Genomic DNA, 11,668 nt, shown 5'->3' with positions numbered 1-11,668 from the left:
CATGATTTGGCCCAGTGCTGGGAGCGACCTGGGCAGCTTCCAAAAGTGCATGTTTGCGATGTCGTCAGGCGAAACGCGACCTTGAGGCCAACACGATGCACACCAGCGTAATAAGCGGCAATGTATAAGGCGTGAACAGCGGGAGCATGAAAGCTAAACCCGCGTCACCATTGGAAAAATCGCCTCCCGCGATCACTCCCAAAATGAGAATGGCCAGCACCGCCAGCATCGTGCCCACGCCCAGCCGTTTTGCGTATCGCGCCCGATCAGCCGGGGGCGTTTCCAGCAGCATTACCTCCGCCTCGATCTTCAACGGGTCAACGTTCACCACGTCGGCCAGCAACAGCACTTGCGGACGCGTCGGGAGACGCACACCCCGTTTCCAGTCGGACAGCCTCGGTTGCGGGATGCCTCGTGCCATCAATTCCCGCTTCTGTTCCATCGTCAGGTTTGCGATCAGGTCTTGAAACATCTTGCGCACCTCATGCCAAATTGGTATAATCGCCCACGTACCAAATTGGTATGTGGGGCCGGTGATTCATACCGTGATGGTACGCCCATCGGCTCCTTGTCCTCAAACCCTGGAGCCAACCATGATCAAAGTCCTCATCCACCGCGCTGACGTCCGCGTCATCAACTACACGAACAAGACCACCGGCCAGCCCGCCCAGCTTCGCGCCCAGGAAGGCTACGCGTTCACAGTCAACGCTCAAGGCGAGCCCGCGCCGTTCCCTGAGAAGTTCGAGTTTCTTCTCGACAAGGATCAGCCCGCCTACGCTGCCGGTGAGTACCAGTTGCACCCCTCGGCGTTCTTCGTGGATCGCAATAACCGGCTGGCGCTCTCCGTCCGGTTGGCTCCGGTGAAGAAGCCCGCCGCGTCCGCCGCTGCCTGAGGGGTGCGCCATGCAGACCCCCGTTTACCACGCGGCAGTGCAGGCGGCGCTTGCCATGGCGGCGCGTGAACTCGCACGCATCGAGCGCGAAGACCCGGACGTGTCCGGCGTGCATGTTGAGGTGTACGCGGATGGCACGGTCGATGTGCAACTGCTCAACGGTCAGGCCATCCCTGTCGGGGGTTACTCGCTGTGAAGCAACGCGCCGACAACCTCACGCCCGACATGTTCCCCGCCCACATCCTGCGGGAACGTCAGCGCCTCAATGCGCAGGCCAAGGACCGGCGCGATCGTGCGGCCTTCTTCCGCAACCTGGGTTACTCCGCTTCCGCTGCCAAGCTGGAAGACGAAGCAATCCGCCTTGAGGGCCGCGCCTTGCGGTTGTACGCATGAACGCCGCGCACGCAGCAAGCGCCGCAGGCGCTGGGCTTGTCTCAGTTCCAACAAGTCAGAAACGCGACCTTGTTGCACTTCTTGAGCGGGTTTCTGACGCCTTTGTCCCTGACAAGGTGTTGACCCGTCTTGCACGACTGCGGCGTGCTGTCGGCTTTGCCGCACGCGGCCACCTTGTGAGTGAGAAGGGCAAGCGCACCGATCAGTGTTTGATGATCACGCTGACCTACGCAGGCGACAACGACGACTGGTCGCCCAAGCACATCAGCGCGTTCATGGATCACATCCGCAAATGGTGTGGGCGCAACGCTGTTGCATGCCGGTATGTCTGGGTCGCCGAGTTGCAAAAACGCGGCGTCATTCACTATCACGTCGCGTTGTGGGTTCCTCGCGGCACAAAGCTGCCACGCCCCGACGACCAAGGATGGTGGCCTCACGGCTTCACACGTATCGAGGTCGCCCGTGCTGCCGTGCCTTACCTGCTCAAGTACCTGAGCAAGGGCGCAGGCGATACCCTCGGCAGCTTCCCCAAAGGCTCCCGCATCTATGGCGTCGGTGGCCTCGAACACAGCCTGCGGCGTGCACGCCGATGGCTCGGCCTGCCTGCGTTTGTGCAGGCCAGATCCAGCATTGACGACGACTGGCGGCGCGCTGATGGCGGCGGCTGGATCGACGCAACCGGCCAGCACTGGCCATCAGAGTTCGCGCGCGTCTTCCTCGGCATTGCCTGGGGCGTGCAGCGAGTAATCGACCATGGCCGTCCCTTTGTGGCGCACGGCCCTTTTTCTTGGATGCCAAGCCATGCATGACGAAGACCAAGACGGACCCATGTTCACCTGTCCCGAGTGTGGAGAGGTTTCCCCTCTGGATGACGCTTTCTCTGACCCTGCATCCGAAGCCACCGGCTGGCCCATGTGTCCAGTCTGCTACTTCGTCGTTGTGGAGGAATGATGTTCATTGCCTCCATGCTCGCTCTTTGGGTCTTCGGCTCCGCGCTTGTGCCGTTTGTTCATGCATGGCTGCAATGGGTCACTGAATGACACGCGTCCTTGTCTGCACCGTTGATGCATCACCTTGCCCCCCCGAGTCGGAATCGTGGGTTGCGGTTGATCAGGTGTACGACTTTCAGCAGCTTGGCATTACGCCCGCCGAAGTCCTCTACGTCATGTCGTGGGGCCTCGGCTTCGTGTTGCTCATGTGGTCGCTTGGCTTCGGCGTTGGTGTTGCAGTCAAGTTGATCCGATCTGTTTAGGCGTCGCCTAACCGTTGCCGCGCCGGTTTGCGCGGTGTCTTTTGAAAGGAAATCATCATGGAAACCATCTTTGCAGCAGTCGATCTGGACGGTGTGTCTGCCTTCGTTTCTGGCGCTGGCGTTCTCATCATCGCCATCACCCTCGCGTTCAAGGGTATCTCGCTCGGCAAGCGGGCTGTCAACAAGGCTTGATCCATGTTGACCGGCTCCGTTCTTGCGCTCTTCTGGGTCCTACTGGCGCTCATAGGCGCGCTTGGCGGGCTGGTCTTCATCGCGGGGCTGCGCGGCGCTGGGCTTGCCCTCGTCGTTGCAGTTCTCGCGTCCGTCACGTCAACTGACACTATCGCCTCTACCACGTGGGTTCGTGAAACTGGTTGGGTACTGCAGCCGAACGGCAGTGGTGTATATGAGGTCCTGCCGCAGGACGGGCGTGGCGGTCAGCACACTACGACATGCACTACCACCTCTTGTCAGCGAACTGGCTCAGTCGCCGGCCCTCTCGGCAACCCAAAACCTACCCTTGCTCCCACAGCTACATTTGATAAGGCGGCGTTGGCCCGTGGTGCTGTCAATCTCGGCACCCGCGCTTTGCCATGGCTGACCCTGGGCTATGGCCTATATGATTGGTACACGTCCGCCGGTATTCAACAATCCGGGGACGTGGTTACAGGCGCTGAGCCGTACAGTCCAGCCGTGCTTGGTTCCGGTACTTGGACGTTTGAGGAGGCCCCAAATAAAACGCTCGGGTACGGCACACGTGACGCTGCTTGTGTTGCTTATAACTCTTGGCGGTCAACAGTTGGCTTGATTGTTCTGTCCGGTATTTATGCACGTCAGTCTAACGGTGGATGGGTCTGCACCGGGACGTTTCCTGACGGGGCTATTTCGTGGACCGCGGCTATCCTGGAACAACTCCCCTCCACGCGGTGCCCTTTCGGTAGTGCCAATTCGGAAGGCCAGTGCCCTTATAACGCCCAACAGCAGCCAATTGACTTACAGGACGCCATCTCCAGACTCATCGATGCGCCTATTACTGCGCAACAACTCAAACTTGCGCTGGAGGAAATATTGGCCGCTGGCGGTTCTTTGCAATCGACCGGCACATCAGTTACTGGCCCTTCTTCTGCTCCCGGTCCCCAGCGTACAACCACGACCACGAGCCCTAACGGCACGCAGACTGTTACTACTTACAACACCACCTATAACTACACGTACAACAACACGACGATAAAAGTTACTGCCAGCGAAACCAAGACAAGTCCCGATGGTTCTACTGAAACCACGACCGACGATTCCCCAGACCCTCAGCCCTCCCCGACTGCTGACCCTCCCATGCCTGACGTTCCATCCCTGTATCAGCAACGATATCCAGATGGGCTGGCTGGAGTCTGGAACACGAATAAGTCTGCATTGATGCAGTCGCCCTTGTTTTCCTTCCTCGGTACTCTCGTTCCTGGCTTTTCTGATGGTGGATGCCCGGTCTGGTCTATTCCCGTCATGTATGGCATACACGACTTCCGCGAGGTTGATGTTTCTCTGCCTTGTTGGCTCTGGTCGTCAATACGCGCCATCATGGTCGTTTCTACCTTGCTCCTTTGCCGGCGTCTCATTTTCGGAGGTTGATCAATGCAATTCATCATTGACGCCATCGGATATGTTCTCTCCAAATTCGTAGCCCTCGCTGATTACATCGGTGCCTTGGTTGTTGCCGCCTTTGTGGCAATTTGGCATGTTCTCACCGATATTGTCTGCTGGGCCTTTGATCAGCTTCTTTCCCTCGCCGTCTCCATCCTTTCCGCTTTCGACTTTTCCGCACTCTCTTCACAAGCTGGCGCTTGGGCCGGCCTCCCTGCGTCGTTGATTGAGGTCTTGCAGGCCATAGGCTTGACCACGTGCCTCGGGCTTATCGTCTCCGCGATCACCATTCGCGTTCTCTTGCAGTTGATACCCTTTACACGGCTTGGATCATGATTAACCTTTTGCTTGGCGCCCCCGGTGGTGGTAAATCGTATGAAGCCAACGTGTTTCATATTCTCGAAGCCCTCAAAAAGGGCCGCAAGGTTATCACCAATTTGCCTGTCAACGTCGATGCATACGCGGATATTGACCCTGATTTCCGCGATCTGCTTGAAATACGCATCAGGCCACAGCCCATTCGCGGCACGTTTGACGCTGCGCGCGAGACTGGCGCGTTTGAACTCTTTGAGGATGGGCATACAGAGCTTCCGCCGCCCAATGCTCGCGTTTTCGGCAACGTTTGGGATTACTGGTCCGATTGGCGCCACGCCGAAACAGGAGCCGGCCCTCTCATCGTCATCGATGAATGTCATTTGTGCCTGCCCCGCATGCGTACCCCTCAAGATGTCGAAGAGTGGTACAGCCTGCACCGACATTTCGGCGTCGATGTTCTTCTGCTCACACAGTCTCACGGCAAGATTAGCGCGGCCGTTCGTGACCTCGTTCAGATCGTTTATCGTGTCCGCAAGAATGTCGCCCTCGGTTCCACCAGCAGTTACACGCGCAAGACCATCGACGGCATACGCGGGGCTGAAGTAGGGCAGTCGATCCGAACCTACAAGCCACAGTATTTCAAGCTGTACCGCAGTCACACCCAGGGCGGCGCCGTCTCTGAGTTCAATGCCTCCGATGTTCGGCCCATCTGGCGTCATTGGTCGGTTTATGGCTTCGGCATCTTCATGTGTGTGTTCTTCTGGATGCTCGCCACTGGCCGTTTCTCTGCTCCCTGGGCTGCCAAGGCTCCCCACGTCCAGCAGGTGCAGCACCATGACCCCGCACCATCGCCACCACCTGTCCGGCCTGCCCGAGTCGTTCACACTGATCCAGCCCAGGTTAAACCTGCTGATGACGTTGCCGAGCCGTTTTCAGGGCGTGGTCTCCATCTGACGGGCTACATCAAAGCAGCCGGTCGCGAGCGGTGGACTTTCGCGCTCTCGCAGAATGGGCAGATGATTGCCTCTCTCACTGATGCCGATTTGACCGACGCGGGCTACACGTGGCGCGGCCTCAGTCATTGCGCTGGTGAGGCCACTTATGGCACACGCAAGCGCGTCGTGATCTGTGATGCGCCTCAGGTCGGCATAGGGGCAGGGCAGCAGGGGGGACCCCGCTTGCGGGGGGTGCCTGCTGATCCTGACCCGCAGGCCGACAACGCCGCCCAGCCTGTTACCTGACGCATAATTTCTTCATGGGCATTTATGATCGCGATTGGTACAAAGACCGTGAAGGGCACGGCAGCAAGGCCAAGGCCAACGCCGAGCCGTCTGCCGAGCCGCCTGCCTTCGACACGCACGTCACCACAGATGAGCCGCTTATAAAGCGTGTAGCCGTCCGTCGCTCCACGTATCAGCGATGGCTCAGGTCGCAACAGCGCGGCATGCCTGCATGGCTGATGGTTCTTTTCTGGCTCACGGTCGCCGTGGGCATCTTCGCTGTCATGCAACAGGTGGTGCGGTAACTCGCCACCCGTGGCCGTCCACCTTCAGTCAAGACAGGCAGCGCACGTTAGAGAGATCCCGGTCGTGTGGTGGGCCAGCGAAGCGCCCGGAATAGCCTGTTAGCGTTGCACTCTGTCAAACCCTGTGCCGTGCCATCGTGTCACCGGGTCGTTTGCCGCCACCCGTGGCATGTGTAGCGTGCTGGCGCGTCGTTCCCGCATCAGCGCATTCACCAGTCCACGCAGTTGCGTCGCATCGTTGTACAGGTCGCAATCGATCATCGATTTGCCTGCGCCCGTCAGCCAGAACAGCGCCAGTAGCGCCGACCGTGGCGCGTGACCAACATGCATCCAACGGTACACCGTGGACACCGACACATCCAGCGCCCGTGCGACATCTGCCGGACGCGCTCCCAGTTCCTCCATGATTTGGCCCAGTGCTGGGAGCGACCTGGGCAGCTTCCAAAAGTGCATGTTTGCGATGTCGTCAGGCGAAACGCGACCTTGAGGCCAACACGATGCACACCAGCGTAATAAGCGGCAATGTATATTATGTAAACTAAGATGCGCATGGTGAGCCGGGCGCGGCACACCAAGGCGCTCTGTCACCTTCGGGGCGGGCTCGTCCGCGTTTGTTGTTCAGGCCGCTCGCGAGCAGTCCTTGCACCAACCGTACAAAGTCAGCTCGTGCCGGTGAACCTTGAATCCCTTCGGCGCGATCTCCTTGAGCTCGCCGGGGCATTGAGGAATGTCGAACACACGTTTGCAGGCTTCGCACTGGAAATGGTGATGGTGGCCGCGGTTCGCGGTCTCGTACCGTGGGTTCTCTGCCGGGAGGGTGACCGCGACGATCTCTCCGGCCTCGAGAAGGAGCTTGAGGTTCCGATACACCGTCGCCATCCCGATTCCGGGGGCAGTGAGTTGAGCTTGCTCGAGGATTTCCTGCGGAGACAGTGGGCGGCCCGCATGCTCGATGACCTGACGCAAGGCCTCTCGTTGGCGTGTACGACGTTCCATAGGCGGCATGGTATCTCAGCGCGATATGTCTGCCACGCCATGGCAAGGTCAGGGTTCGCTCGTCTCGTGAGCGACGCGTCCGCAACTCGCATCCGGATTTGCTGCCAGCAGCGGCATCAACGCAGGCCCCATGGTGCGCAGGATCTGAACGGGCAGCGCCGAGGTGAATCGATAGCGCGAGGCTTCTGGCCCGACCACATACGCTGTGATCGTGCCAAAGTGTCGAGGGCCCATGGAGAACACGAAGGTCGCCGTGCGGTTGAGGGACAACGTGGGCCGGCCCTTGACCACCACGCGGTTGTCGCCTGTGCCGGTCTTGCCACCCACCGAGAGCTCCTGCCCGTCTGGCAGCACAAATGCGCCTGACAGCCGACGCGCTGTGCCGCGTTCGACGACCTCTGACAGCGCGCTGCGCAGCGCGCTTGCCACCTCAGGGGCCATTACCCGCTCCACACGCGAAGGCGCTTGCTCGAAGGCCGTTTCATAAGGCGTGCCCTGTGCAAAACGCACCCCTTCCAGGCGCCGCGTACCCACCCGTACGCCGTCGTTGATGATGATGCCCATCAACTCTGCCAGCGCGGCCGGGCGGTCGCCGGAACTGCCCAAGGCCGTGGCCAGCGATGGCACGAGGCTCGGAAAGGGGTAACCCAGCCGGGCCCAGCGACCGTGAATTTCGAGGAAGGCCTCCACTTCGAGCATGGTGTAGATGCGCGAATCGCGTGCCTCTTTGGCCCGTGTGCGGAACAACCAGCGGTAGACCGCCTGGCGCTCCGATGCGCTGGCCTGAAGGGCTTGTGACAAGGTGGCTTCGGGATGCTGCATGCGGTAAGCCACGACCCACAGCTCCAGCGGGTGCACGCGGGCCACATAGCCTCGGTCAGGCAGATCGAACGCGTCCGGCGCATACCGGCCATACAGCTGCTCCGCGCGCTGGCGGCTCACCCGATCGGCGCCCAATCGGGTCTGCAAAAAGGCATGGAACTCGATCAGGCCGGCCTGTGGCTCGACATACCGGAAGACCGCGGCCAGCCGTTCATCGGTTGGGCGCAGTCCTTCGAACAGCATGTCACGCATGCCGTCGCGTGTGCGACCTTCCGTCTTGCGCCAGAACCGCCGCAAAAAGGCCTGCCCTTCCCTGTCGGCAAACCGCTCAAGATAGGCCTGACGGCGCGGGTCGTCATCGTCGCCCAACAGCGTGGCGGTGCTGCCTGGCGTCTGGTGGATGGTATGGCGCACCAGTTCACGCATCAGCCGCACGAAAGGCAGGTTGATCGAAGCCTGCAGCGATTCTCGCAAGGTCGGCACCTTGCCATCGTCTTCACGGTTGAAGTTGCCGAATACGTGCAACCCGCCACCAGTAAAGAACGACTCGGCCGGACTGGCCGAGAAACGCCGATCGAGTGCCGCGTCCAGCATGGCAGCCAAGCTGCGGTCTGCAGCATGGCTGAGATGCTCAATGGCCCAGCGTGTCAGCGAGTCCTGCGGGTCGACCGCCACCTTGCGCAACTCGTTGACCTCCAGCGGCGCCAGCCTTTCATACAGTTCGGCCACCATTTCCAGATAAGTGGTCAGCACGCGCAATTTGGCTGTTGAACCCAGCTCCAGCTTGGAGCCTTCGTTAATGTCCAGCGGCTGATTGGTGGTATCGGTTTGCACCCGCACCTTGTTGCCTTCGGGCGTGCGCTCGATCAGTGTGAAGCTGTAGCGCACCGCCCCGAGTGTCGCCGGATGGAGCAGGCGGTCCCCGATCAGACCCTGGCGTCGGGCGAAATCTGCGTCGGTGAGCTGGTCCAGGAAACCGGATACAGCGGCCTGGAGGTCGCTGTGCAGTGTCGCGTCGAGCTGCGCATCCAGCCGGTCCAGCTCATACAGTGAGGTGCCCAGGACGCCTGCAAACCGGGTGCGCACCGAGGCGCTGCCCTTGTCGGCCTGTACGGGCACCACGGGCGGATTGGCCCGCATGTCGCGGAAGCGCAGGCGCTGCGAGAGCGCCGCATCACGCCAAGCTGTGCTGATCAGTCCGTTCTCGGCCATCAGGCGCAGGTAAGCCGAGGTGGTGTCTTCCAATTCGTTGCGCCCTTTTGCGAGATACCAGGAAGGTCGCCGGTGCGCGATCATCAAAGCGACCACCTGCCGCAAAAGCTGGCCCTGCTCTGCCCTGGACGCATCAGCCAACGGCTGGGTGAGCAAGGTGTTGACGTGCTCAAATGAGGAGCCGAACCATACCCACAGCCCGTCGCCCAGACCGTTGACTTCACCATGTCGAGGTGCGGCCGACAGCGGGACCGTGTTGAGATAGTCGAGCACCAGACGGCGCCGAACCGGCAGCGTCTGCTCGCCGTTCTGGTAAGCCCGCACGGATGCGGATGCCATCTGGATGAGCTTCTCTCGCCCATCGTGGGTGATGCCGTCCGGAGAGTGGCGGTATTTCTCGATCTGCGTGGCCAGTGTGCTGCCGCCTGGCGCGTCGAGGTCTTCGTTCACCATGCGACCCAATTGAGCCAGCGCGGCCCGTGTGAACCGTACCCAGTCCACTGCCGGGTTCAATGTGGGGCGGCTGGGATCCAGCAGATCGCGGTTTTCGATGAACAGCAGCGCGCTGGTGACCACCTCCGGAACGTCCTCGAACCGGGCGTAGCCTTGATACGGGTAGCGAAAACGGTACATCGTTTCGCCACGGCAGTCTCGTACATCAAGTCCGGTACGGGTCTTTTCCGCGTAGGGCAGGAACAGTCCGTGATCAAGGTGGCGCAGCAGCGGGTTGCTGAAGCGCACCTGCTCGGTCAGCACGAAGTTGTGCTCGGCCAGACGCTTGCTGAACAGGGGCAACTGCACGTAGCCCATGCGCTCATCGAACGGGCCGTGCGTGGGGAACCGGATGCGGTCGCTGGGGCCCGGGCCCAGTTCATACGTGAGATCGGCAGCGTATCGGGCGAGATGGCGCGCCTGAAACCGTGAATGCTCAAGTTCGTCAGACAGCCACACGCCACCAGCCACGGCGCCCGCGCCGAGGGTGAGCACAATGGTCCATTTGATGTAACGCCCCCACGGACGAGGAGACGGCGCGGAATCTGGTGGGCCCGGATCGGTTGGCTGGGCGTCGGCCGACGGCGGGATCTCGGAAAGCATTCAGGCGGAGGGATCTTGTATTGCGACAATTATCACCGGGCGGATGAGACGCCTACGAAACCTAAGGGAAAGCCGTAGGTCAGGCACACTGGCAAGCCAGAGCCGATCCGTTACGATTGTTCGCGACCTGGAACAGTGTGTTAAAGACTTCTCGTTATTCGGCGTTCATTCAAAAAGCAAGGCGGCGGCACGCAAGGGCGTCCTCGGCAACATGTACAACGGACTCAAGCATCCTGGCGTGGGATTGATCGGGGCCACCGCGTCTGCGGTGGAGGCTGGCGCGCCGCCAGACTCGGCCTCCGTCGAGGCATCGCCCCCGGTGCTGGGTGATGATGAACTGGAAACCCGCCAGATTGACGAATTGCTCGCGCGCCGAATCAGCGTGAAGGGCTTTCCTGCCGAACTGGAAGCGCGGTTCCAGCACGACCATGCGGCGCCGCGGATGCGGCGCATGATGGTCAGTGGGGCGCTGGTGGCCTTCCTGTTCAATTGGCTGCTGGTGTCGGATGCCGTCATGGTGCCCGACCAGTTCGATCTGGCCATCCAACTGCGCTTGCTGTTGTATACCCCCCTCACCCTTCTTGGGTTGTGGTTGGTCAACCGCATTGCGTCCATCGCTTTGCGCGAGTGGGCCGTGTTGGCCGCCAGCGTGGCCGCTGCCGCCATCAACGTCACCTTGTGTCTTCGCAGCGGGCATCCCAATGCCGGGCCTTATCTTGTGAGCCTCGCCAGCGTGGTGGTGTTCACCAATACGGTAGCCCGCATCCGCTTCACCCATGCTGTCTGGCTGGACACCGGCATCCTGATTGCCTTCGTGTGGGCCACGTTGCGCATGCCCGATGCGCCGATGGATGTCATGCTGCCTGCGGGCGTGATGTTGATGTCGTTGAGCGTGTTCACCCTGTATGGCTGCCACGCGCTGGAACAGGACGAGCGTCGTAATTGGCTGATGCGCCAGCGCGAGCTGGCCTTGCGGCGCGCGTTGCAGCAGGCCAACGTCCGGCTGGATGCGGCCTCGCGACACGATCTGCTTACTGATGTGGCCAACCGGCGGCACTTCGAAGCGTTTCTGGAAGAGGTCTGGGAGCACGCAAGACAATCCGGGCAGGATGTGTCGCTGATGCTGCTCGACATCGACCGATTCAAGGACTACAACGCCCACCACGGCCAGGCCGAAGGCGATGCCTGCCTGCGGCAGATCGCTGCGGTGTTGAAGCTGCGCCTTCGCCGGCCAGATGACTTGGTGGCCCGATACGGGGGTGAGGAGTTTGCTGCTGTGCTGGTGGGAACGCCGGTGAGCGTGGCGGTGGGGGCTGCCGAGCGCATCCGGCAGGGTGTGACCGCGCTGGCACGCCCGCATGCCAGCTCACCCACTGGGCACGTCACGGTGAGCATCGGAGTAGCATGCATGCGCCCCAACGCGCCGCATGCCAGCCAATCCCAGCTGATCGCCGCCGCAGATGAGGCCTTGCACCAGGCCAAGCGCCGCGGTGGTGATCAGGTCTTTGCGTTTGGCACGCAGGGGTGACG

Annotated in this window: 14 protein-coding genes; 10 read left to right on the top strand and 4 right to left on the bottom strand. The window is 61.0% G+C overall.

The genetic code is table 11. The annotated features are described in order from the left end of the window. Positions 1-64: 64 nt before the first annotated feature. Positions 65-472 carry a helix-turn-helix domain-containing protein gene (locus GTZ97_RS14965; RefSeq protein ID WP_161651491.1) on the bottom strand — a complete coding sequence of 136 codons (408 nt, stop codon included), beginning with the start codon at positions 470-472 and terminating at the stop codon, positions 65-67. Positions 473-593: 121 nt separating this feature from the next. Between GTZ97_RS14965 and GTZ97_RS14960 the strand changes: the two genes are divergently transcribed. The 9 genes from GTZ97_RS14960 (at position 594) to GTZ97_RS14925 (ending at position 6,013) form a co-directional block, all read left to right on the top strand. Continuing rightward, complete coding sequence (locus tag GTZ97_RS14960; protein ID WP_161651489.1) at positions 594-893, top strand: single-stranded DNA-binding protein; 300 nt, start codon at positions 594-596, stop codon at positions 891-893. Positions 894-903: 10 nt separating this feature from the next. Continuing rightward, positions 904-1,089, top strand: coding sequence for a hypothetical protein (locus GTZ97_RS14955; RefSeq protein ID WP_161651487.1), 186 nt, complete (start codon positions 904-906; stop codon positions 1,087-1,089). Continuing rightward, complete coding sequence (locus GTZ97_RS14950; RefSeq protein ID WP_161651485.1) at positions 1,086-1,286, top strand: hypothetical protein; 201 nt, start codon at positions 1,086-1,088, stop codon at positions 1,284-1,286. Before GTZ97_RS14955 ends, GTZ97_RS14950 begins: the two co-directional genes overlap by 4 nt. Beyond that, positions 1,283-2,095: a rolling circle replication-associated protein gene (locus tag GTZ97_RS14945; RefSeq protein ID WP_161651483.1), complete on the top strand. Its 813-nt coding sequence runs from the start codon at positions 1,283-1,285 to the stop codon at positions 2,093-2,095. Before GTZ97_RS14950 ends, GTZ97_RS14945 begins: the two co-directional genes overlap by 4 nt. A 500-nt stretch (positions 2,096-2,595) precedes the next feature. Continuing rightward, complete coding sequence (locus GTZ97_RS16895) at positions 2,596-2,730, top strand: hypothetical protein (RefSeq protein WP_269089938.1); 135 nt, start codon at positions 2,596-2,598, stop codon at positions 2,728-2,730. A 3-nt stretch (positions 2,731-2,733) separates the two neighbouring features. Beyond that, positions 2,734-4,161 (top strand): hypothetical protein, encoded by a 1,428-nt coding sequence (locus tag GTZ97_RS14940; protein ID WP_161651481.1) that lies wholly within the window; start codon positions 2,734-2,736, stop codon positions 4,159-4,161. 3 nt (positions 4,162-4,164) lie between these two features. Continuing rightward, positions 4,165-4,509, top strand: coding sequence for a DUF2523 family protein (locus GTZ97_RS14935; protein WP_161651479.1), 345 nt, complete (start codon positions 4,165-4,167; stop codon positions 4,507-4,509). Next, complete coding sequence (locus GTZ97_RS14930; protein ID WP_161651503.1) at positions 4,506-5,729, top strand: zonular occludens toxin domain-containing protein; 1,224 nt, start codon at positions 4,506-4,508, stop codon at positions 5,727-5,729. The genes GTZ97_RS14935 and GTZ97_RS14930 overlap by 4 nt, the downstream gene beginning before the upstream one ends. Before the next feature lie 14 nt (positions 5,730-5,743). Then, on the top strand, positions 5,744-6,013 hold the full coding sequence (locus GTZ97_RS14925; protein WP_161651477.1) for a hypothetical protein: 270 nt from the start codon (positions 5,744-5,746) through the stop codon (positions 6,011-6,013). 99 nt (positions 6,014-6,112) lie between these two features. On the opposite strand, the gene GTZ97_RS14920 is transcribed toward GTZ97_RS14925, so the two are convergent. The 3 genes from GTZ97_RS14920 to GTZ97_RS14910 all read right to left on the bottom strand — a co-directional run bounded on the left by GTZ97_RS14920 (position 6,113) and on the right by GTZ97_RS14910 (position 10,138). Further along, the gene (locus GTZ97_RS14920; protein WP_161651475.1) at positions 6,113-6,418 is read right to left on the bottom strand and encodes a helix-turn-helix domain-containing protein; all 306 of its coding nucleotides are present in this window, start codon (positions 6,416-6,418) and stop codon (positions 6,113-6,115) included. A gap of 213 nt (positions 6,419-6,631) precedes the next feature. Further along, positions 6,632-7,009 carry a Fur family transcriptional regulator gene (locus GTZ97_RS14915; protein ID WP_161651473.1) on the bottom strand — a complete coding sequence of 126 codons (378 nt, stop codon included), beginning with the start codon at positions 7,007-7,009 and terminating at the stop codon, positions 6,632-6,634. A 48-nt stretch (positions 7,010-7,057) separates the two neighbouring features. Then, positions 7,058-10,138 carry a transglycosylase domain-containing protein gene (locus GTZ97_RS14910; protein WP_161651471.1) on the bottom strand — a complete coding sequence of 1,027 codons (3,081 nt, stop codon included), beginning with the start codon at positions 10,136-10,138 and terminating at the stop codon, positions 7,058-7,060. Between the two features lie 238 nt (positions 10,139-10,376). Between GTZ97_RS14910 and GTZ97_RS14905 the strand changes: the two genes are divergently transcribed. Further along, entirely contained in the window at positions 10,377-11,666 is a 1,290-nt protein-coding gene (locus GTZ97_RS14905; protein ID WP_161651469.1) for a GGDEF domain-containing protein, read from the top strand. Positions 11,667-11,668 lie beyond the last annotated feature (2 nt).

Source organism: Aquabacterium fontiphilum (assembly GCF_009909205.1).
In the GTDB taxonomy this organism is placed as follows: domain Bacteria; phylum Pseudomonadota; class Gammaproteobacteria; order Burkholderiales; family Burkholderiaceae_C; genus Aquabacterium; species Aquabacterium fontiphilum.
The sequence above is the reverse complement of the archived record's forward strand: the minus strand, read 5'-3'. Positions and strand labels throughout refer to the sequence as shown.

Excerpts from the sequence above, each read along its gene's own strand:
- GTZ97_RS16895 (WP_269089938.1), top strand. The coding sequence starts at position 2,596 with ATGGAAACCATCTTTGCAGCAGTCGATCTGGACGGTGTGTCTGCCTTC.
- GTZ97_RS14930 (WP_161651503.1), top strand. The coding sequence starts at position 4,506 with ATGATTAACCTTTTGCTTGGCGCCCCCGGTGGTGGTAAATCGTATGAA.
- GTZ97_RS14935 (WP_161651479.1), top strand. The coding sequence starts at position 4,165 with ATGCAATTCATCATTGACGCCATCGGATATGTTCTCTCCAAATTCGTA.
- GTZ97_RS14965 (WP_161651491.1), bottom strand. The coding sequence starts at position 472 with ATGTTTCAAGACCTGATCGCAAACCTGACGATGGAACAGAAGCGGGAA.
- GTZ97_RS14920 (WP_161651475.1), bottom strand. The coding sequence starts at position 6,418 with ATGGAGGAACTGGGAGCGCGTCCGGCAGATGTCGCACGGGCGCTGGAT.
- GTZ97_RS14945 (WP_161651483.1), top strand. The coding sequence starts at position 1,283 with ATGAACGCCGCGCACGCAGCAAGCGCCGCAGGCGCTGGGCTTGTCTCA.
- GTZ97_RS14960 (WP_161651489.1), top strand. The coding sequence starts at position 594 with ATGATCAAAGTCCTCATCCACCGCGCTGACGTCCGCGTCATCAACTAC.
- GTZ97_RS14955 (WP_161651487.1), top strand. The coding sequence starts at position 904 with ATGCAGACCCCCGTTTACCACGCGGCAGTGCAGGCGGCGCTTGCCATG.
- GTZ97_RS14940 (WP_161651481.1), top strand. The coding sequence starts at position 2,734 with ATGTTGACCGGCTCCGTTCTTGCGCTCTTCTGGGTCCTACTGGCGCTC.
- GTZ97_RS14925 (WP_161651477.1), top strand. The coding sequence starts at position 5,744 with ATGGGCATTTATGATCGCGATTGGTACAAAGACCGTGAAGGGCACGGC.
- GTZ97_RS14915 (WP_161651473.1), bottom strand. The coding sequence starts at position 7,009 with ATGGAACGTCGTACACGCCAACGAGAGGCCTTGCGTCAGGTCATCGAG.
- GTZ97_RS14910 (WP_161651471.1), bottom strand. The coding sequence starts at position 10,138 with ATGCTTTCCGAGATCCCGCCGTCGGCCGACGCCCAGCCAACCGATCCG.